General features: G+C 49.1%; 17 protein-coding genes. 11 read left to right on the top strand and 6 right to left on the bottom strand.

Annotated features, from left to right (window positions below):
• Positions 1 to 2: 2 nt before the first annotated feature.
• From ACSPJT_RS00570 to ACSPJT_RS00560, 3 genes are read right to left on the bottom strand one after another with little or no spacing between them, the layout of a single operon-like run.
• Positions 3 to 1580 (bottom strand): sulfatase, encoded by a 1578-nt coding sequence (locus ACSPJT_RS00570; protein ID WP_435894429.1) that lies wholly within the window; start codon positions 1578 to 1580, stop codon positions 3 to 5.
• Positions 1581 to 1592: 12 nt separating this feature from the next.
• Positions 1593 to 3071: a sulfatase gene (locus tag ACSPJT_RS00565; protein ID WP_435894428.1), complete on the bottom strand. Its 1479-nt coding sequence runs from the start codon at positions 3069 to 3071 to the stop codon at positions 1593 to 1595.
• A 37-nt stretch (positions 3072 to 3108) separates the two neighbouring features.
• Complete coding sequence (locus ACSPJT_RS00560) at positions 3109 to 5424, bottom strand: GH39 family glycosyl hydrolase (RefSeq protein WP_435894427.1); 2316 nt, start codon at positions 5422 to 5424, stop codon at positions 3109 to 3111.
• 167 nt (positions 5425 to 5591) lie between these two features.
• Here ACSPJT_RS00560 and ACSPJT_RS00555 point away from each other — a divergent pair, with 167 nt between their 5' ends.
• The gene (locus ACSPJT_RS00555) at positions 5592 to 6776 is read left to right on the top strand and encodes a substrate-binding domain-containing protein (protein WP_435894426.1); all 1185 of its coding nucleotides are present in this window, start codon (positions 5592 to 5594) and stop codon (positions 6774 to 6776) included.
• A gap of 13 nt (positions 6777 to 6789) precedes the next feature.
• Here ACSPJT_RS00555 and ACSPJT_RS00550 read toward each other — a convergent pair whose 3' ends face one another.
• Together ACSPJT_RS00550 and ACSPJT_RS00545 are read right to left on the bottom strand one after the other, a co-directional pair.
• Positions 6790 to 8280, bottom strand: a complete 1491-nt coding sequence (locus ACSPJT_RS00550; RefSeq protein WP_435894425.1) for an MFS transporter — start codon at positions 8278 to 8280, stop codon at positions 6790 to 6792.
• 343 nt (positions 8281 to 8623) lie between these two features.
• Complete coding sequence (locus ACSPJT_RS00545; protein ID WP_435894424.1) at positions 8624 to 9148, bottom strand: prepilin-type N-terminal cleavage/methylation domain-containing protein; 525 nt, start codon at positions 9146 to 9148, stop codon at positions 8624 to 8626.
• A gap of 458 nt (positions 9149 to 9606) precedes the next feature.
• Between ACSPJT_RS00545 and ACSPJT_RS00540 the strand changes: the two genes are divergently transcribed.
• The 10 genes from ACSPJT_RS00540 (at position 9607) to ACSPJT_RS00495 (ending at position 21651) form a co-directional block, all read left to right on the top strand.
• Positions 9607 to 10395, top strand: coding sequence for a restriction endonuclease (locus ACSPJT_RS00540; protein WP_435894423.1), 789 nt, complete (start codon positions 9607 to 9609; stop codon positions 10393 to 10395).
• Positions 10396 to 10447: 52 nt separating this feature from the next.
• Complete coding sequence (locus ACSPJT_RS00535) at positions 10448 to 10711, top strand: hypothetical protein (protein WP_435896215.1); 264 nt, start codon at positions 10448 to 10450, stop codon at positions 10709 to 10711.
• Between the two features lie 15 nt (positions 10712 to 10726).
• Positions 10727 to 11737 (top strand): Fic family protein, encoded by a 1011-nt coding sequence (locus ACSPJT_RS00530; RefSeq protein WP_435894422.1) that lies wholly within the window; start codon positions 10727 to 10729, stop codon positions 11735 to 11737.
• Between the two features lie 110 nt (positions 11738 to 11847).
• A complete protein-coding gene (locus ACSPJT_RS00525) occupies positions 11848 to 12027 on the top strand; it encodes a hypothetical protein (RefSeq protein WP_435894421.1) in 180 nt (59 codons plus the stop codon).
• Entirely contained in the window at positions 12008 to 14974 is a 2967-nt protein-coding gene (locus ACSPJT_RS00520; protein ID WP_435894420.1) for an AAA family ATPase, read from the top strand. The genes ACSPJT_RS00525 and ACSPJT_RS00520 overlap by 20 nt, the downstream gene beginning before the upstream one ends.
• Complete coding sequence (locus tag ACSPJT_RS00515) at positions 14971 to 16029, top strand: 5-methylcytosine restriction system specificity protein McrC (protein ID WP_435894419.1); 1059 nt, start codon at positions 14971 to 14973, stop codon at positions 16027 to 16029. The genes ACSPJT_RS00520 and ACSPJT_RS00515 overlap by 4 nt, the downstream gene beginning before the upstream one ends.
• Positions 16030 to 16344: 315 nt before the next feature.
• Entirely contained in the window at positions 16345 to 17058 is a 714-nt protein-coding gene (locus tag ACSPJT_RS00510; protein WP_435894418.1) for a nuclease-related domain-containing protein, read from the top strand.
• A 73-nt stretch (positions 17059 to 17131) separates the two neighbouring features.
• The gene (locus ACSPJT_RS00505) at positions 17132 to 17473 is read left to right on the top strand and encodes a nucleotide pyrophosphohydrolase (RefSeq protein WP_435894417.1); all 342 of its coding nucleotides are present in this window, start codon (positions 17132 to 17134) and stop codon (positions 17471 to 17473) included.
• 21 nt (positions 17474 to 17494) lie between these two features.
• Positions 17495 to 19249: an McrB family protein gene (locus ACSPJT_RS00500; protein ID WP_435894416.1), complete on the top strand. Its 1755-nt coding sequence runs from the start codon at positions 17495 to 17497 to the stop codon at positions 19247 to 19249.
• A complete protein-coding gene (locus tag ACSPJT_RS00495) occupies positions 19246 to 21651 on the top strand; it encodes a DUF2357 domain-containing protein (protein ID WP_435894415.1) in 2406 nt (801 codons plus the stop codon). Before ACSPJT_RS00500 ends, ACSPJT_RS00495 begins: the two co-directional genes overlap by 4 nt.
• A gap of 125 nt (positions 21652 to 21776) precedes the next feature.
• Here the strand turns inward: ACSPJT_RS00495 and ACSPJT_RS00490 are convergent, their stop codons facing one another.
• Positions 21777 to 22172 carry a hypothetical protein gene (locus ACSPJT_RS00490; RefSeq protein ID WP_435894414.1) on the bottom strand — a complete coding sequence of 132 codons (396 nt, stop codon included), beginning with the start codon at positions 22170 to 22172 and terminating at the stop codon, positions 21777 to 21779.
• Positions 22173 to 22352: the final 180 nt, after the last annotated feature.

Genomic DNA, 22352 nt, shown 5'->3' with positions numbered 1-22352 from the left:
CGTTATTTGGCAGAGGCCGTTTGTTTGGCGATACGGCTATGTTGTTGTTTCAGGAAGTTATCAGCCGTGGCTCGAAGAGCTTTAACTCGTTCAGCTTGTTCTGGGTCTTTGATAATGTTTTTGGTTTCTAGCGGGTCAGCCTTGTAGTCATAGAGTTCCTCAGCTTTCACCTTGTCACCCAGTTCGGCTGCAGGCGTGGTGGTCCCATCGCTCGCTTTGTCGCCATTGACCCAGACGATGTAGCGATACTGCTTATCACGAAAGGCATAGCCCATCGCCTTGCCTCGTCCAAACTGGCTGACCGCGTAGTCGTCCACCTGCTCCTTGGATCCATCGAGAATAGGTTTTGCGCTTTGACCATCAAGATTCTCTAACTGCGGAATACCTGCGAGATCGCAAAGAGTCGGGAAAATATCGACAAACTCAGTGGGTGCGGCGCTAGACTTTCCTTTCTGAATTCCTGGACCAGCGAACATCAAGGGAGCACGGGTTGATTGCTCATAATTTGTGTGTTTTGCCCACAGCCCATGATCTCCTAAATGCCAACCATGGTCGCCCCAGACGACTATGATGGTATTTTTCATCAGATCACGTTGCTCCAGTTCATCTAACAACATTCCTATCTGCGCGTCGATGTAGGAAATACAAGCGTAGTAGCCGTGGATGAGTTCACGAGATTGAGCATCGCTCAGCGGCCCTTCGGCTGGAATCCCGGAGTAGCTGCGCAGCTCGGGAAAATTGTGATAGGCAAAATCCGGAGAGTTCTCGGCGTGTTTTTTGAATTCGGCCAAGGGCATGTCTTCACGATTATACATGTCCCAGTATTTCTTCGGCGCGACAAATGGCAGGTGAGGTTTCTTGAATCCAACGGCTACAAAAAACGGCTTCTCTTTGCCACCCTGGCCACCCAACTCGCGAAGATACTTCACACCCTGCTTGCGAATGGCTCCATCAGTATAAGCATCATCTGGCACATCCACGGATTCAACGGCCGGATGCAGGTCACGTTTCACTAACCCCTTGTAAATGGGACCGTATCCTTTTTTGCCCTCGGCAGTCATTTCTTTGAGTGCCTGATGAAATGCTGCTCCCTGATAGGCCGCGGCAACCGGTTCTGGAAATTGATCGTTGTAGTCGAGATTATAGAGACGAAACGGACGCGACCACGAAGGCTCGTCCGATTTTTTATCAACGCAGCGCGGATCATAGATTTTACCCGTTCCTACTGAAACGTAACCATTGTTCTTAAAGTGCTCTGGGATGGTTGTGATCCACGGGCTGACTTCGCGACAGACAGTTTTCAAATCATGCACCCGAGTGCGATCAGGTCGGAGTCCTGTCATCAAGCTGGCTCGCGAGGGACCACAGACAGCCTGATTGCAATGGCTGTTAGTAAAAGTGACTCCCATGGCGGCAAGCCGATCAAAATTAGGTGTTTTGACCAGCGTATTTCCATAGTTTCCGAGATCAGGCTTCAGGTCATCCACCGCGATGAACAAGACGTTGGGCTTTTCAGCCGCCATACTGGTGCCGATGGCTAGACCGGCAAATACAGCCAGCGGGATCCATTTTTTAATCATGATTGTCTCCACTTATTTGTTCTTACCTTTTCCTTTGCCTTTGTATTCACCGAAGCGGAATTTGACTCCGAGATTGTCTTGTGTCGCCAGCAGCTGTTTTTTCATCCGCTCAAAGGTTTCACTTTCTGCGGTGGAAAGATCTTTCAGTTCACCTGGATCCGTTTTGAGATTATAGAGTTCCCATTTTCCAGTGACGTGAAACTGCAGAATTTTCCAATCGCCATCGATCAGTGAAGAGGCCGCGTGGTCACCTGTGGAATGCGGTCTTCCGAGCGGTGAGTGCCAGTAAATCGGACCACGATCGACCTGCTTTCCTAACAACACGTCAACATAGCTCTTACCGTCAATTTCGACTCCGTCGGGAACTTTGGCTCCACACATTTCGACAAAGGATGGATAGTGATCAATACCAATGGTCTGAGTCGTAGTAACGGATCCGGGCTTCACCACTCCAGGCCAAACGACCAGCATTGGGACGCGAGTTCCGCCTTCATATAGCCAGCCTTTACCATTACGGTATGGCAGATTGCTCGTGGCTACCTCGCGGTTGTTTTCGATACTACGAGTGGATAGTCCACCATGGTCGGAGCTGAGCACGATGATGGTGTTTTCATCGAGTCCAAGCTCTTTGAGTTTGCCTCGAATTTCACCAATGCCTTTGTCAACACTCTCGATCATCGCTGCGTAGACTGGATGGTTTTGCACGGTTTTGAATGCTCCATGGCCGACGGTTTTAAAATCGGCATCTTTCTTGCCATCACCGATTAGAACGCCCATATCCTTGAGCTTATTCTTATATTTATCGGTCATTTCCGGCTTAGCCTCGATCGGTGTGTGCACGGCGTAATGAGCTAGCACCAGCGCGAAAGGCTTGGCTTTATTTTTTTCAATGAAGTCAATCGCCTCATCCGTGAGTCTATCGGTTAGATACTCACCTGGTTTGCCTTCGATCTTCGGAAATAACTCTTTGCTCTTACCTTGTCTTGCTTCGTCATAGGGGTAGAAATACGAAGCTGGAGCACCAGCATGGCCAGCAATTCTGCTATCGGTAAATCCTTGTTTATCTGGAGTGCCGGTTTCATCTTTGCAGAGGTGCCATTTACCGATGTAGCCGGTGGAGTAGCCCGCATCTTTGAGAACTTCCCCCCAAGTCACACGCGAAGGGATCAGGGCATTTTTTGAGGTGGATTGATCTTGAAAACCAGGGACACCATCACGACCTGGAATCCGACCGCTGAAAATGCCGTAACGCGATGGCAAACAGCGTGGGTGTGCCGAGTAGGCATTCTTGAAGTTCATACCATCCTTCGCCAGAGAATCGATGTTAGGCGTTGCATACAGCTTACTGCCTGCGTAACCGACATCCATCGCTCCGAAGTCATCGACTAAGATGAAGAGCAAATTGGGCTTCTTGACTTTATCATCCTGAGCACCTGCTAGGCATGTGCTGGCTAACAAGATGGCACTGATTATGTTTCTGGTTGTTCTCATGTGTTTATGATTTCGACGTAAAATGGTGAGGCGTTATTCAGTGACGCTGGATCAATCCCAGGTCGTCAATGTAGAGTTTCCCGTTAAGAGGTTTGGGCGATTTGATCTTGAGCACGACGGCATAGAATTCTGACATTGCCTTGAGGTGCTCCGGTTTGACGAGAACCTTGCGGCGATCTTGCCAGGTATCGTCAAGACTGGTGATAGGGATTTCATCAATGACCATCCAGTGATCGGCACTACTTTGTATCACCACTTGCACAGCCGCTCCCTTGGGGGCCTTGGCCAGCTCCTCATCGATTTTGAGTTTGAGAAACACACCTCCGATTTGTTTGTTCTCAAATGGCAGCTTGGGTGAATTGATGTTAACCGCGAGATCCTTGCCTTTTTCCGGACGGGCTTGGTTGAAAGCGATCTCCATGACATCTTCATTGCGGCGTTCGTTAGGGTTGTGCTTGGCGTCTAACTGACTGTTCACTTCTTTCACGGCGGCGGCGTTAGCAAATGTCCAGATGGTGTGATCTGTGTTCTTTGTTTTCACCATTGTGAGTGATCTCGTTGTGACTTGCCCCTGACTCTCCAGACGTATCGTTGCCTTGCCAGCACCTGTAGGAGTGAGGATCATGTTAGCCACGGCATTATGCATCAACAAGGATGAATCTGATAGAGTGAGTGGCCCTTCGACGGTAATTTTCAGTTCAGCTGGGGATCCCAGATACGGACCGGATTTCTCAGCATCACGAAGTAGGACCGTGGCTGTGAGCGGCATGTCTGCTGGGTGAGTTTTCGGAAGGAAGATATCTGGTGTTGCCTTTCCTTGTTTGGCATCGCTTGGCTTTAGATCAGCGTTCACTCTGACGACGGTGGCAGACAGTGGGGCCAAGGTCAGCGCACCCAAGACATTAATCGAATCAAGCTTGCGAACTCTTGGCGACTGACTCCATTCCGGCTTTTGCGAGTAAGGATTCCAGAGGTAATTCTTGTGCGAGAATTCGACAAGGTGTGCGGACTTCCATTCTTCCTCATCAATATCCATAGAGACCGTTAATTTCTCATCTGGCGACTGGTTGATTAGCATGATCGCAGGTTGCCCATCGCGAAGGGTGGCATAAACAACGAGATCTTTTGAGCCCTCAATCGAGGATTCCACGAGCTTGTCCCCCATCTGGTTGGACCAGAGCCACATCGCCCAGTAACTGGCTCGGGCACTGAGCGGAGCCCCTCCCTTGTTAAACAAACCGTGACCACCGTGTTCCGTGGTGGAGAACATGTCCCACTGATTCGCAAAATCGACCTTGTTGAGAAACATCTCGCCGATGAAGCGGGCACTCCATAGGCCGCTGACCAAGTTGCAGGTCAGGTCGTCTTCGTGAACCTTGACATGCCACTCGGTGATACCGATCTCGATATCCTTGGCACGCTTCGGCTGATGCTTGGCCAACATCTCTCTGATGTGACTGACCGCCTTCCCCACTCTGGCACTCTCGTTGAGCACCGCACGAGGCTCGGTCATTTTTCCATCTACAGGATAGGTGTGAAATGAAATGAAATCGATGTGGTCGCCAGCTGTTTCAATCAACTCATCCACATAAACAATCGAATCGTTAGAATTCGTAGGCCCGCCTACCTTGATCGTAGGATCCACCGCCTTCATGGCCTTGGCAAATTTCACATACAGATCGGCGTATTTTTTAGCAGTCATCTTCGAGCCATCAGGTCTGATATGGCCAGCCTCCCAGCTACCCTCTAACTCATTTCCAACCTCCCAGTATTTGACCTTATAGCCCATCTCATTGTTCGCCCAACGCACCCAGGCGGCCGCTAACTCAGGGGTGCCTGTACCCAGATTGACGGTCACCATGGTTTCGCTGCCGGTGGCGTTAATGAATTCATGCAGTTGTTGCACATCAATGTGGCCATTGAAGTCGTGGATGGACTTGTCATGGAAAACTCGGAAACCCGGTTTGAATTTTGAGAAATCAATCTTCCAGCCCTCCGGACCAGGTTTCTTAGTTGGGAACTTGTTTCCAAATCGCACGCCATTGCCGTTCCAAAAATACTCATCGGACCACGAACCACCGGGCATGCGTAAGAGTCCTGGTTTCCAACTCTTAAACCACGGGCTTGAGCTCAGGGCTGTTAGCTCGTTAGGTTCATACCACAGTCCCAGGTTCGATCCTAACAGACGATTGTCACTGGTTGTGGCGATGACCTTGTCGGTCTGCACACTAACAGTCGCCTCCTCTGCTGCGAAAATTGACGATACCGACATCATTGGGATGACAAGTGACAGCTGACTAGCCAATCTGAAAAAGTTTTTTGAGAATGTATGTGTAGAGGCTTTAAAATTCATACTTATCATGAGTAAAGATTATGAGAGGCTATCAACATTGCAACTCTAGCCTGTGGTGACTTCGGCAAAAGAGTGAACGTGTGGTATTTTTTCTCGCAAAGCGGTGAAAATGCGCCCATATTGATCTAAACCATTTTACCAAATTAACAACCCACATTCTCAACCCAATGGGAAAGCATATCTCACCTGAAAAAAAACATACCACCATTTTAGTGGCCTTTGATTGGTATGACCATCGTGTCTACCGTGGAATTGCCCAATACTGTAAAGAACACCATTGGCACCTGTCACCGTATTGCTTTTCAGAAAGAATTATCCCAGTGAATTGGCCGGGCGATGGAGCGATCACATGCTTTGGAGATATTCAGGGAGAATCTATCCTCGGCCTAGACATGCCCAAAGTGGATGTGACACTAAGAGACATGCCCCAACAGATTCCTCGAGTCGTGGTGGACAATGACTTGATTGGTAAAAAAGCGGCCAGCCATTTCCTGAAACGTGGATTTAAAGAATTTGCCTACTTCTCATGGGGAGATGTCGAGATTAACCAAATTCGCAAGGAGGCCTTTATTAATAGCCTAAGCGATGAAGGTGTGACCGAGGATCACATCCATATCATTCACCAACCAGACGAATGCCTCATCCGTGACTGGAAAGCGCACACCGAGGCCCTGATCGAGCAAGTCAAAGACCTCCCTCGTCCACTCGCAGTATTCACCGGACAAGATAATCTCGGCGTGACTTTGGTGGAAGCCTGCGTCGATGCTGGCATTTCCGTTCCTGAAGAAATTGCCGTACTGGGCGTCGATAATATTGTGTTCCTTTGCGAGTGCTCAGTCGTCCCCCTGTCCAGTATCGACACCCATCTGGAGGACCTCGGCTACGCAGCTGCAGAACAGTTAGGCCGACTTCTGAGTGGTGAAATTGACAACTCGGAACCCGTTCGCACCGTCCCCCCTGGCGATGTCATTAACCGACGCAGCACAGAATCTATCGCCATTTCCCACATCCCTGTGGCCAATGCCTTAAAATTGATGCGTAGCAAATTCAAAGACAACCTCACCCTGGAGGACGTCTATGAGCACGTCGGCCTCTCAAAGCGCGGACTGGAAAAGGCCTTCAAAAAACACCTCAATGACTCCCCTGCTTCTGTGCTCAGACAGATCCGACTGAACTACGCCAAAAAGTGCCTGACGCAGAGCGACATCAAGATTGAAGCCATCGCACTTGAATGCGGTTACAGCAATAGCTCAAACCTCAGCCATGCCTTCAATCGGGAAATCGGAATCCCCCCGCTGGAATACAGAAACAGATACCGTTCCCCATTATTTTCCAGCAGGAATTCCAACTAACACCCTCGACTCGTCAGGATGTCAGCCCGTTCTTGGCATCCTCTTCGTCTTTCTCAAGATTTCTCTGAGCGAGGTCCATCTCGATATTCTTCACCTGATCATCCGTTAGAGGATACAGGAAAATAATAGCTCCTTGGAACACCACCAGAATACCTGGAATCAGGGAAAACAGTAAGAGGATAGCCCACTTAGAGTCATCAGTCTGCACAGCGTTGGCAACGAATCCAAACCAGCCTAACAAAGTCGCAGCGAACCAGCCTCCGAAGGCCATTCCGAATTTCTGCGAGAACACAGCCGCGGCCACCACCAAACCGGTAATGCGGCGCTTATGCTTCCAATCAATGTAGGCCGCCACATCCGTATACATCGACCAGATAATCGCCACTGGCGGACCGGCAGAAAAAGAACCGATCAGGTTCATGATATAAATCCAACGCGCGTTCTCGGGAACAAACTGAATACTCGGCATAGTCAGGCCGAACACCGTGTAGGCTCCAGTCTGCAGACCCGGCATGGTGATCCTTAGATCCGGATCTATCCAGTACGGCGCCATCATACCGATGCCGCCAAAGATGGTGAGCCAGATGATCAGCTTACGGCGTTCAAAGAACTTGATCAACAGCCCCGTAGCCATCACCCCTAGAATCATGGCAATCCACCCGCCGCCACCAAAGCTCGACACCTCGGTTTCGAAATTGGGTGACTCCACATAGTATTTGAAATAGAAAATGTTAGAACCGTTCTTAATCGCCACAGCCGTCAGGTTAAGAATACCAGCAATGGCCAGAATTAGCCAGGCCCGCTCACGAATGAGCAATTTCAAATCGCCCATGAGCTGAGCCTTCGTCTGCTTCTGCAATTCCGGTTTCACCCGTTCCTTCGTGGTGACGAAGGTGATCAGGAACATGATGGTCGCAAGCACGGAGAACAGCCCCATGGTATAACGGAAACCCAACACAGGGTCGCCACCACCTAACGAAGAAGTAAGAGGGGGCAGGAATTGGACAATGATAAAGCCGCCTAGGAAGGCAAAGATGAACCGGATGGATGAAATCCGTGCCCGCTCGGCCGATGACTTACTGATCACCGCCATGAGACCAGAATAAGGAATATTGATGCCTGTATAGACCATTCCCACTACGGTGTAAGTAACCGCAGCGTAGACGATTTTACCTGTCATCGAGAGGTCCGGAGAATAGAACATCAAATAACCCGCAGCACCATACGGCACAGCCAGCCACAGCAGATAAGGCCTAAAATTACCCCAACGGGTGCGTGTGCGATCCGCAACAATCCCCATCACAGGGTCATTGACAGCATCCCAAATACGGGAAAATAGAAAAATATTGGCTACTACCGATGCCTGAAGACCAAAAACGTCCGTGTAGTAATACAACAAGAACATATTGAACATCTGGAAGTAGAGGTTCGATGCAAGATCACCGAGGCCAAATCCAATCCGCTCTGTCCAACCGAGTTTTTGATCGTCTTTTTCTTTAGTCATCAGTTTTTGTTATAGAGGGTTATCATGAACACTAAAATTGTGAACACTTAGACACTCTGATGAGTTTGAAATCGTATGTCGAAGCATCAATGTGATGAATTTCATTCACAGACCACTGAAAAATCCCCCTCATGAACCGTTCTCAACTCCACATAGTTCGAACCGACTGGAACACTTAGCATCCATCGATCCATGAAAAACGGCGGACACCCGTAGGTATCCGCCGATATGTATATGGTTGAATTTTTACAGTCACTCACTCCTTGAGAATCTTATGGCTGTGGTCATCTCAACTTGCACAGTGGGAGAAGCAACTCCCCCGCACCTACTTGATGTCTTGATACTACCAGTTGGAGATATCGTCCTTGTCGACAGTCGCACCGGCATTGGCACCTGTCGACCATAAGTCAAAGTCAGGGTTGTTCTTCCCGGGGCTGAGGTAACGCATTCTTCTTTTAAAGCCATCAATCAAAAAATATCCACTGCCTACAGCTTCTTCGACATTTCTCGCTGACCCTTTGATATCAGGGCTGAGGGTGGCTAGATACACAGTGGCACCGTCGTCTGGCTTTCCGTCGCCGTTACGGTCGCCATACAGTTCTTTGTAGAGAATTTTAGTGCTGGCACCCAAAGCGCCTTCATCTGTGTATTCAGGAAAGACTCCATTGTCAGAATGGTATTCGTCCAGTGCCCTGGAGATACTGCCGACAAATACCTGAGTCTTACTCTCCGCAGCCTTGCGTTTGTAGTAGCCAAGCCCCCCCACCGTCATGGTGGCGAGAACCGCTATAATCGCGATGACAACAAGGATTTCAATCAAGGTAAACCCTCGATAAGGCGCTCTAGAAACTGGATGATGCGTATTCATTATTAATGTATGTATTATGTATACCCTCATTGCAAGTCGGTAAATTACTAAACTGAATGAGCGAAGTTCATGAAAACCTACCAGATATAATCCGTTTGAAAAGTTCCCTTGTGAGCAAAATGCATATTTGCCCCAGAATCCGCACGCTGAGCCAATGCTTTCGAACTGTATGCATGACCGAATCCTTCTGGTTATGGTAGCGCTACTAGAGCGACGCCTAGCTTTACAAGGCTATTTAGCAGCACAAATGCAATTATTATATACTGCGTATTAAAGCCGAAATGGTGAATGCTTGTCGCCACTTCCACCGCCATCACCTTGCTAAATTTGACAACAGGTATCGACAATATGATCTCGGCCACCATGATTAGAAAACAGTTAGATGTGGTTGAACATACACTCGAAAATCATCCAAGCTATTCATCGTACCCCAATCGATTCTAATAACATCCAACTCCATGGCTAAGAAAAACTCACTGATCAACGAACTCATCCTAGCCCCTTGGTGGGTGAGTGTTTGCCTTGCTGGCATCATTTACGTTGGTGGCAACATCCTATCAGGCATTACATCCTCGAATCTGGGATTCACCATGGTTGCCACCGTTGCCGGAGCTGTCACCCCAATTTTCACTATAGTATTTCTCTTCGTCGCCCTCATTTCCTTCTTCCGTAGCTTCAAAACAAAAGCGCAGCTCAAACGCCAGGAATCCATCGAAACGCTCAATGAACTCTCATGGAAGGACTTCGAAAACGTCACCGGGGAACTCTTCCGCCAGCGCGGTTATAAGGTCGAGGAAATGCTCGGAGGTGGTGCCGACGGCGGCGTGGACCTCCGCCTCCGCAGAGACGGTCAGCTTACACTGGTGCAGTGCAAGCAGTGGAAAAATAAAAATGTAGGTCTCCCAATCATCCGAGAACTGCTCGGTGCAATGACTGCCGAATCTGCCGACAAGGGCATCCTCGTCACCACCTCCACCTTCACCAGCGAAGCCGGCAGTTTTGCAATGCCCCATGGCATCAAGCTAATCAATGGCGATCAGCTGAGTCAGGAAATCACAGGCCTCAATCCCCCTTCAGCCGCTCCTAACTTCGCCCCTGTATCAGCACAACCCAACTCATCGACTCCGGCCTGCCCTAAATGTAGCCAGCCGATGGCCATACGCACCGCCAAGCGAGGTACAAATTCCGGCACCCAATTCTGGGGCTGCTCCAGTTATCCCAAGTGCAGAGGCACAATGAGCATATGATACAAATCTGGCAGCTTTTCCCTTGTCGCTCACGGTTCTAACAATACATTTCATGACTGAACGCACTCCTTTTAATAGCAATGTGTTGAACCTTGCCACACCAAGACGGTTTCGCTATTCCTTAGCCATCCACATCTCCTCTTTCCACATGCCAGACTTCTTCGCTCAACCAGTTCTCAACTCCCCCTATGAATACCCCCACCTCCACTGGGAGTTGGACGATGATAACCAGCCCACCCAGAACATCGAGGAATCGCGTAGCAAAGTCTCCTTCCATCAAACTCCGACAATCCAGCTTGACGCAAAACTTGACTGATAGTTTACTAATTCAATGCCCTACCAACCGCAGTTCTCCATCACTCCACAACTCTTGGCTTCGGTCGAAGAGATCGCCGCCCTCCGCGAGCGTATTCAGGGAGCTGCCATCGAACTATCCTGGATTCCCGCCCTCCAGAAAGACACCCGAACCCGTAACGGACACGCATCCACCGCCATTGAGGGCAATCCCCTCACACTCGAGCAAGTGCGCTCACTGGAAGAAGGCCGTGAACTCCTTGCCTCTGCAAAACTTCACCAGCGCGAAGTCACCAACTACTTCGCCGGACTGCGTTATATCGAAAAAAACGCTACGCTGAAGAAAATCCGCCACCAGCACCTCTTCGAGCTGCACCGGCTCCTCGCTGACAGCGTCATGGACCAGGGCACCGCCGGTGCCTATCGCACCATCCACGTCCAGGTCGGCCGCCACTTCCCGCCCCATCCTGACCAGGTTTCCCCCCTTATGTTCGAGTTGCTCCAATGGTGGAATGACTATGCCCCCTCTCTATCCCCCATCCTCAGCTCCGCCATCCTCCACTACCGCTTCGAGGACATCCACCCCTTCGCCGATGGCAATGGCCGCACCGGTCGTGCCCTCGCCCTCTGGGAGCTTTTCCGCCGTGGCTTCGACTCCCACCACATCTTTTCCATCGATGAATATTACTGGGAAGACCGCCCAGCCTATTACGCCGCCCTCGCCCAGGTGCGTGATGCAGGCGAAGACCTCACCCAGTGGCTGGAATACTCGGCCAGCGGCCTCCGCAGCACTCTCGAACGAGTCTGGCGTAGAGTGCTCCGCTTCCAGTCCGGTCAAACATCGAAAATCACCCTCACTCCCAAACAAGAGCACCTTCTCGGACTCATTGCCGACCACGGAGGCCTAGCCCCCGCCGAAATCTGGAAGCTGCTCAACCTCTCCCGCCAGGGTGCGATGAACCTCATCAACCCTCTCCTCGACGCCGGCCTCATCGAAAAACGCGGCACCGCCAAATCCGGAAAATACCACCTCCGGTCATCAACCTGATCAAAGCCCTGCAAGCCTAGCTGGATCAACAGCATTCGGCAGATGTCAAAGCTTCCGAGATCGCCGTCTTTGTTCGCAGCAACGATCAAATCTCCTACGCTAAAAAACTCATGAGCGACCACGACCTCCAGCCCGGCAACGTCCCCATGCATGATGCCAAAGGACTCGAATTCCGCAGTGTCGCCATCGTCGCCTGCAACGAAGAAGTCATCCCCTCGAAGCCCCCACCTAAACAGCCTCCGTCAAAGAGGGTAAATTCACGTTACAGCCATGCCTCCATTTCATCCTGAACACCAACCCATCCTTGACGCCGCCCGCCGCTGGGCCGACCGCTGCCTACTTCATGACACATCAGTATTCACTGACAACAATCTATGGACGCCGGAGAACTTGGAAGAGTTCCGCCTGCGGTTTATTGAAAACACGCTTGAGGATAAACGTGATTTCTTCACCAAGTTAGAGCTACAACTGGCTGATGGCAGCAAGGAACTCAAGATGCTCACCTCCGAGATGATCTGGGCGTTTTACCTTTTCCCTCAAAATATCATCTCGGCTGGAAAGAAAGAACTACAGATCAAAAGGGTATGGGAGTGGTCTGGAGAACCGTTCCCTGCTGACAAGAAAGCGTGCCACGACACAGGCATCGGTCATCCAGGCACGGCATTTAACACTCATCGGTGGCGTGAAATTAGTTTTCTGTGGAGATTTATATCCTCGTTTAAAGAATTGGATCAGCAAGATCGATCATCCCTACTTCAGTCCCCATGGGAATTCTCAGCATGGCTCGATAATTTGGACGATGCTCTCAACCGACTGTTACGCAACGTTTTACTCCACCTCCTGTTCCCTGACTACTTCGAGCGGATAGCAGTGACCACTCAGAAGCAGCGCATCATTACCGCGTTCACTGAAAAATACGGTGACCTGAACAGTAATGAAACACCCAACCTCAGCGCAGCAGGACGACGCGATTGGCAGTTACATCAGATCCGGCAGAAGGAGGCCCAGGCGCTGGGCACTGACCACTTGGATTATTATGAGACACCTGAACTCTACAAGACATGGGGCCTGAATAGTGCGGGCATAAGACTCTCTGATATTGCTGAATGCCCAGAGCGTTCGGTCGCACTCAGTAAACCTGATTTGGTCAAGAGCTACCTAACAGCATTGGAAAAGCATCGGGATCTCCTGTGGTCCCGGTTCAACCTGACTGCTACCGACTTTACATCCTTCGTAAAGCCGGGGGACGCTTTTACCAATAAGGAGACAGCATACAAGCATGAGATATTGCAAAAGGCAGAGGCCTTATTCGCTGAAACCCCCATTAATGAGAATCTCACACCTGACCAGGCCCTGAATCTTCTACAGGGACTCAAAAAAGTTGATGTTAACATTGTCAATTACCGAGCCTGGGACAGTTCATTCGGCAAAAAAGGGGGTGATGTTGCCACGCTGCTCAGGGCATTCCATGCATTCGCAACAGACTCGTCCTCCGTCGAGGATTTCTTCGCTATGTTTGATCAACTCGGACTCAAGCCAAAATGGGACACCATCTCCTTTGTTCTCTGGCTAATGAACCCCGAGGTATTTTTCCCCATCAAACCCAGCTATATCCGTGACCTTGCCCAGGAACTGGGAATAGCGATCAAGCAGAAATCCCCTACCCCTGAACGGTTCCGGGAAATGATGTCCATGGGAGTAGCGTTCTGGACATTTCTTGCCAATTCACAACCCAACGACTGGATCGATGTGCAGTCCTTTCTCTGGATCTGTTGTTTTCAAACCTACGCTCCTCCATTCGATAACATATTTCCGGATGGAAAAGCCGATGAGATACTCGAGGAGTTTGCAGCCATTGTGGAAGCCTTGGAAAGCTCCCCCGGATACAACAACGTAAATCTGGTCATAACCGTGCCTAGAGGAAAAGGAAAAAATCTCCTGCGCATCAATTTCGGAGAATGGGTCCTGTTCTCATACATCGCCAACAAGGATGAAAATGAATTCCAGTTTGCCGTGCCTATGAAGCACTCATGGGATGGCATACCTCAACCAAATGATTCGTTTGCCAAGGACACCAGCATTGGACCATTTGGCCTGCTCCGCATGCGGGAATCGGACTACGACGCGATCTCTGGCGATGCCTGGGAAAGCTACCTAGCCACTCTCCCAGCTGTTGTTGAAGCCTTCTCCTCATATAAGGCCAGCCCCTTCTCCAGACACCATTCCTCCCAACTTTACGATCTGATCATGTCCGAGAAGAGACGACCCGTCATCCTCTCTCAAGGACTGGAATCAGAGCCTCCGCATGTTATTGATACCGACGATGAGGACGAAATATCCACTCCCGATACCTACACCCGAGCCGATGCTCTTGAGGAGCTGTTTATGTTAGGGGCCGATCTCGACAACATCCTTGCCCAGCTCAAGCGAAAGAAAAACATCATCCTCCAAGGCGCTCCAGGCGTCGGCAAAACCTTCATTGCCAAGCGCCTTGCCTGGCTACTGATGGGGAGCAAAGACAGGAGCCGTGTGAAAACCGTCCAGTTCCACCAGTCCTTCACCTACGAGGATTTTGTCCAAGGACTTCGCCCCAAGAAGGAAGGTGGCTTCGAAATCAAAAACGGCATTTTCTATCAACTCTGCAAGCAGGCCCAGACGGACCCTGATCAGAATTATTTTCTCATTATCGATGAAATCAACCGTGGCAACCTCAGCAAGATTCTGGGAGAACTCATGATGCTCATCGAGTGTGACAAACGCGGAGATGAGGCTGCCACCCTGCTCTACTCGGAGGGGGAAACGTTCACGGTGCCACCAAACCTCTACCTCATCGGCACGATGAATACCGCTGACCGATCCCTGTCGCTTGTAGATTACGCCCTGCGCCGCCGCTTCGCCTTCCTGAGTCTCAAACCGGGCTTCGAGACTGAAAGCTTCGCGGCCAAGCTCACTGTCCACGGAATCGACAGCGATGGTATCGCCCGCATCCGCAGTCAGATGGCCCGACTCAATGAGGAAATCAGCAAAGATGATCTCAATTTGGGTGAAGGCTTCTGCATCGGTCACAGCTTCTTTACTCCGACGGACGACGGCCCCATTGATGACTTTGAAAGCTGGTTTACCAGCATCCTCCGCTATGAGATCGCCCCTCTGTTAGATGAATACTGGGTGGATGCCCCGGAAAAGGCAGCGTCAGTAAGCAAGTCCATTCTCCCCTCTAATTCGGTAATTCGATGAGCAAGGTCCCCATCCAGAATCTCTACTACCTGCTTTCCTATGCATGGAACCACAAGCTAAGGGAAGAAGATGAACGGGATCTGGATGCGTCCCACTGCCCGGACCTGAACAACTTTTTTGCCCGGATTCTCAATCGTGGTGTGGAACGGCTTTTGGCCAGAGGACTGGACCGGTCCTACATCGGTTTCGAAGAGCAAACAGCGCGCATCCGAGGCAGCATCGATTTCCCGACCTGCCTGAAGCGACAGACGATGCTCAAAGGACAGCTGCACTGCAAGTTCGATGAGCTAAGCGCCGATGTCCCTCACAACCGCATTATCAAAGCCTGCCTGCGGATTCTGGCGAGCGATAAAACGGTGGATAGTGTGGTTCGTATTGAGCTTCGCCAACGCCTCCGGCATTTCCACGATGTGCGTGATACCCAGTTGCACCTCCGTGATTTTTATCGACTCCAACTCCACCGTAATAACCGCCACTACCGCTTCATCCTCCATCTCTGCCACCTGATCTACACCAATCTGCTCCCAGAGCAACAACAGGATGGACGTAGGAAATTCAAGGATTTCCTACAGGACGAAAAGCACATGGCCTGGGTCTTTGAGCACTTCGTATTAAACTTCGCCAAAGCCAATCTAACAGGTGCCAAATGCAGGGCCGCGGGACTGACCTGGCAGGCTGATGAATTTTCCCCCGATTGCCATGACTTACTGCCTACCATGTTGACCGACGTCACCATCGCCTGGCCTGACCGCAAACTCATCCTCGACTGCAAATACTACGCCGATGCCATTGCCGCAGGCCAGCACGGCAAGCAAAGGTTCCGCACCGGCCACCTCTATCAACTCAACGCCTACCTTAGCAATGCCGCACCCGACCCTGGCTGGGAGAAAGTGGAGGGCATGCTCCTCTACCCCACCAACGGTTATGCTCTCAGCCACCACTTCCGACTCCACGGTCGTCACCGCGTGCATCTGAGAACTATCGATCTAAACCAAAGCTGGTTGGATATCGAAAGCCAACTGATGGAGATTCTCCAAAACCGCATGCTCTCCTAGTAAGATGTCCATTAGATTTGTGCAATAACTGACTATTGCACTTGCCATGACTTGTCACCTAACTGCTTTTTAGATAGAGACACATAGAATGTATCAAAACACTATTTTAGGGATTATCATAGGTCTCATCCTAGCTGCCCTGCCATGTTATTTGTATCTTAGGGCTCTCAAGCGTATCCTTCGAAGTGAAAGACAATTCACTAAGTCTCCCTTTCTGAAAAATTACTCCGTCCACCAGGCGAATCCTTGAGAGAAAAAATCGATCAAATTCGAAACGACTTGGGTGATCAATTCTATTCTCTGGCTGCTTACATCATGGCCCCAGCAGTGTTCTGCATGTTAATCTCCGGTTTGTCATTAATCACCGTTATCATTTCCACCACCCTTGTTTTTATTGTCTGCGCTCGACTCACCAGAAAACCATGGAAGAAGATTAAAACACTACGCAACGACCTAATCAATTACCGTCTTGGCTTCGATGGCGAGCGTTACGTAGCCGCTGAGTTAGCTCCATTAGCTACGAAAGGATACTACATCTTCCACGATTTCATTTTCGATATGGTCCCGGGGGGAGATGATACCAATTTCAACATCGATCACATCGCCGTCGGTCCAGAGGGAGTCTTTGCTATCGAGACAAAGGCAAAGCGCAAGCAAACAAAAGCTCCGGTAAATGAACTCCAGTCACACGAAATCGCGGTGGAAGGATCATCAGTAGAAAATACCATTTTACGGTTCCCTGACGGATCAACAGACAATGAGCCTATCGCTCAAGCCATCAGACAAGCAGCATCACTTCAACGCTGGCTGTCGAAGTCAGGCATCACACTCGAAGTGCGCCCGCTTGTCGTATTACCCGGCTGGATGATCAACAACCCGAACTGGACAAAACTCGGAGTTCAGAGCGCCAAGAATATCGCTCTACGCCTCCCCGACCTTGGTAAAGGAAGAAGACTCACCCATCAAGAAGTCCAGCAGATCGCGGCCCGTCTCGAAGACAAATGTAGAAATATCGAAGGTGCTCGATGAAGCTGAGTAATTAATTTATGCATTATGAAATATTCAGACGACAGACCACTTCCAACTACTTAAAATAATTCACATGACCGATAAAATCCTGAGCAGTATTCGAGACTTTCGAGATGAGCGCGATTGGGCTCAATTTCATAATCCCAAGGACATGGCCATCGCTATATCGATCGAAGCAAGCGAGCTACTGGAACACTTCCTTTGGAAAACTCCAGAAGAGGTAGAGCAAAGGATCAGGGATAAACGTGAAGACATCTCCGATGAGATTGCAGACATCGCGGTATACTTATTTGAACTCGCTGATAACCTTGATATCGACCTAACGGCCGCAATCGAAAATAAGATGAAGAAAAACGCGGCAAAGTATCCAGTCGACAAAGCCAAAGGCTCTCATGCCAAATATTCCGAGCTTTAGACCCAACCTCCATTCCACATCATGCAATTAAAAGCACCCAAATCGGTCATGATCTACGAGATCAAAGGCAAGGACTTGTCCGCGCTCGGCCAACGAAACTACCAAAGACTCCTATCTTCAGACAAAGATTTTTTTTATTGGAATAAGCTCAAGTTCTCGAAACTGAAAATTGGCGATGCTGTCTTTGTTGTCAACAAGACGGGCCGTGAAATACTGCACGCGGAATTAGACGCGACGGGAATCCCTACCGAGTATAGTAGCAACGAAAACAAAACAACATTCAACGACTCAGACCAAGTTTATGAAGTCGGTGGAGAGTGGGACAGCTTTGTTAGAATGAAAGTCCTCAAGGCAGTTGCCACGCCACCAGATTGGAGCTGGAAGAGCTTGGGCAGCAGTCAGAACACTTATCTTTTAGGGGATCATGTCAGTGTAAAATCCAAAAAGAATAACATACTCAGAGCCAGGCAACTGCGAGACCTGCCCGACATGTCTCAGCCAAGCAAAGAACTCTTGAAGCGGTGCATCATGGAACTGGAGGGCATGGCTACAGACTCTCTTCCTACCGCTCCTAAGCTATCCACACCTCGGCCATCCAAAGACATGCTTGATTCCCAATTCGTTAAAGATGCCTCAGAAGCCATTCGGAAATCAGGCCTCGTTTATCCGGACGGTCTGCTTCAACGTTTCATCTGCTCGCTACTCGCCAAACCATTTGCCATCCTCACGGGAACTTCCGGAACAGGTAAAACAATCATTGCCCAATCGTTTGCCAAATGGCTCGTTGGCGAGGATCATTATGCTCTCGTTGCGGTAGGGGCCGATTGGACAGATAACCGTCAAATCGTGGGTCATTATAACCCGTTTGAAGAACAATTCACCAGCACTCGGGCTCTCGAACTGTTGTTAAGAGCTTCCGCCAATCCAACACAACCTCATTTCCTTATTCTCGATGAGATGAACCTGTCTCAAGTTGAGCGCTACTTTGCTGATTTCCTGAGCGCCATGGAATCCAAGGGGGCTATCTCTCTGCACAACAACGGCAACGAGATTGTAAATGCTCACGGATCACTCGTTGAGGAACGCATCACCATACCTCGAAACCTTTTTGTGATTGGCACCGTCAACATCGATGAAACGACGCACATGTTTAGCCCTAAGGTGTTAGATCGAGCTAACGTCATAGAGTTCTCCATGGTTAGTTATGATTTGAGCCGCTTTCTAAAAACGCAAGGGGAAAAACCCACCCCCCTCTCTACAACGACAGAGGATATTGCCATTCGTTTCTTAAATACACAGACGGCAATCAACACAGGAAAAATATCCAATGTTTCTAGCGAAGATACCAAGGTAATTCACAAGGTCATTCTCGAGACATTTAAACTCTTGGAAGGTTCAGGCATGGAATTTGGGTTTCGAGTGCCATCTGAAGTCATGCGATATTGCGAGGCCTCTTACATCCTTAACCCGCTTGAAAAATGGAAGACTCACAAAGTCTGTGACGAACAAATCCTCCAAAAAATACTGCCTAAACTCCATGGAAGTCGTCGGAAAATTGAGCGTATCTTGGTAGCTTTAGCATCCTATTGCAAAGATCAGAACATCGATAAAGCCAAAGATTTGGTTTCGGGAAAAACAGCTCTCACCTCACTTAAGATCCCTGAAGATTCGGAGGCTCTATCAGATGTGGTTTCAATTTTCCCAAAAAGTTACGCTAAGTTAGTCCACATGATCATCGCTGTTCGGCGAGATCAATTCGTAAGCTTTGTTCAGTGATTAACCTCGATGCTATCACAATCCTTCTCGATGAGGAATCTCAGCTGGCTCTCACGATCGCCAGCTCTATGCTTGCGTCCCCACTTGATTCATCAACCAGCATTGAGGGGCTCCCGGATGAAATACTTGGATCTTTAGATGAAAATTCTAAAGTCGCTCCCATTCATTATGATGGCGATGCTAGAAGACGTGGGGTTCAGCCTATTTCGATCAAGGAAGCCATACGGTATACAGTAGCTGTTCATTATATCAACGGTCAGAAAGGTAGGGATAGTTCACAGTGTCAGCTAACATCGAGTGTCCTTGAAAACCCTCGTTCTGGTTGGGTCACCAGAAAAATGGGCAACGTGCTGATTGGTGATTTTCAAGTGGTTAATTACATCGGCATTGCTTGGATCAAAGTAGAAAACTACCCGCCTATCAAATTTGATATTACCCCAACTAAAATGGGCTATGAAATCGAGTATCGATCTATGGTGGAAGACATTGCGGCTAAATGCCAACAATTGCTCTTGGAATGGAATTCACTCACCTCCCTGTCATTTAGTCCAGACCCAGAGCAGCCGAAACGCCTGCTACTCGAGCAGTTCTTATTCGTGAGGCATTGCCTTGGTGAAGATCGTCTCGACCTCTATCTCGAAATTCTTAATAGGAATTGCCACCGAACTCTCATCAAGGAGCAGCAATGGGGAGAGATCCCCGACAAACGATTTTATCAAAACCCACTCCGGTATGGACGAGATTGGGCAAAAGCACCGACAAATTCTAAACCTAACATCAAAGGGTTCGTGCCCACTGAAATCCAGGCCCTACGTCAGCGCGACTCACTGGATACCGCACCAAACCGATTTATTAAATACGCTCTCACTGACTTCTTAGCCATCAGTCAAGCCGTCATCGACCACCAGAGAATCGAGGGAGCCGCCCATGACGAAGCGATCGCCATGAGGGAAGCGCTTGATGCATTTCTCTCTCAGACTTGGCTCCAAGAAGTAGGCGATCTCGATCAGGTGCCACTCAATAACCAAACCTTGCAGAAGAGAGATGGCTATCGCCAGATCCTAGAAGCATGGCTACTTTCTGACGTCGCAGCGCAGCTCGATTGGGAAGGACGAGAAGACACATACGACGGCAATAACCGCGACGTCGCGACACTCTATGAATACTGGATCTACTTCGAAATTTATAACATATTAGCCGAAGAAATCGGCTGTGAGTGCATCGACGCTCCTACGAAAAGCCACAGTGGAGAAGCGCTACCATTCATGACTCAAAATGATGCCCATGGATTAAAAATTAATCTCAAAGCAGGGAAATCATCTTACTCGTCCTTTGTTTATAGAACCACTGAGGGGATCACCAATAGGATTTATTTTTACTACAACCGATCTTTTGAAAACAATAAGTTGCTGGCACCAGGAACTTACAGCCGAAGACTACGGCCAGACTACACTTTAGTCATCATCCCGGAAAGCATCGCCCAAGAAAACAAAAGCCCGGCTAAGGCTGAAAGACAGGCTCAACAAGTGGGGCAAATTTCCTATCTCCACTTCGATGCCAAATATCGGGTCGAAAGTATTACTGAAATTTTTGGTGATGACAGTAATGAAGAAGAGTCCGCCATTGAACGACAGGAAGAAAAGGTTACCAAAACGTATCGACGCGGCGATCTGTACAAGATGCATACCTATAATGAAGCCATCAGAAGAACTGTGGGCTCTTACGTGCTCTATCCTGGCACAGTTCAAAGCAAGGATGATACATTTGTCAAATACCACGAAATCATACCAGGCGTTGGAGCCTTTGCCCTCAGACCAGGGGCCAAAACAACCCATGGATCTCGAGACGGCCGTGATGCATTGATTCAATTTCTCAACGATACTATCTGCCACCATGCCAGTAGAATGACCCAGCTATCAAGGCTCAATGACAGCACACACCGCATCGTCCGCGAGGCTCCTACTGGTAAGTCTGGAACACCCAAAGTCGCCAATCCTAATACACCAGTGATCTTAGGGTATATGGCAACAGCTCTGTCAGAAAAGATCGCAAACCAAGGGTATTTTTATTGTCGTGCATTAAATAATCACGGAACGCCAACTAACATCGACCTAGCGCTCAGTTCAGGAACCCTGCTGACAGGATACACCGGTGGTTTTCATCACAGAAAATCCGTCAATTGGTGTGCTGAAATTTCATCTGTAAAAATAGTGTCTCCGAAGCAGCTCAAGTCAGAGACCGGAGAAACGCCAAGTAAAACGGATGTTCCCTACATACTAATTAAATTTCATACCCCTTGGGCCCTTGAACCTAGAAATCTTCAAGGCATAGCTCCTAATGCTGGAGGACTTACAACGCACACGACTTGGGGAAAACTGGTAAGTGCTCCTGTTATACTTTAAGCGTTTGGATTTATCGTAGCATCTCATTGGGGGCCAGACTCCGATGTGAAGGCTTCTACCAAGTAACTAAGTCGGTTTTAGGAGCAATTGGTGGTCTCCTCCATTGAAGGGCTGCTCTCACTCCGTTAACAACCAATGGAACTACTCATTTTGAATACTGTTGAAACGTCGTAAATGAGGCTTGAACTGGTTTTAGAAATTCTAGCACCATCGATATGACCCTTCTCATTGGCGAAGAGTTCAAAATGGTTGAGTCGAAGGGCGTGAAACACACTAATATCTAGAGCATTACGAGCTCGAAAATGGTCTGCATAGACAAGGCTGTCAGGTGTTACTTTCTCACGAATAGTGAGTATGAGAGAATCAGTCATCATATCCGGAATGACTGCGATGTAAACCTTGCCGTTTCTCTTAAGTAAGCCAAACTCAAATATGTTAACTATTGCTCCATGCCCTCGTTTTCCTTTTCTGCCCCCACCGAAATAGCTCTTCACCTGCTTCCGCTTCGGCAGACAGTTCATAGTCTGGAAGTTTGGAAACGGCTGGTGCGATCTCAAAAAAGTTAAGGCATTACTTATTTCTACGAATTCGAGTATCGCACATGCAAACAAACATCCCGCCAAAAACCCATAAGTCGTTCATTAACAGTGTTAAAAATTGTCGATCTACCTTCACTAAAAACTCACTTCGTGCCTGGTTGC

The sequence above is a fragment of the Oceaniferula spumae genome, assembly GCF_042849255.1.
GTDB lineage: Bacteria > Verrucomicrobiota > Verrucomicrobiia > Verrucomicrobiales > Akkermansiaceae > Oceaniferula > Oceaniferula spumae.
The sequence above is the reverse complement of the archived record's forward strand: the minus strand, read 5'-3'. Positions and strand labels throughout refer to the sequence as shown.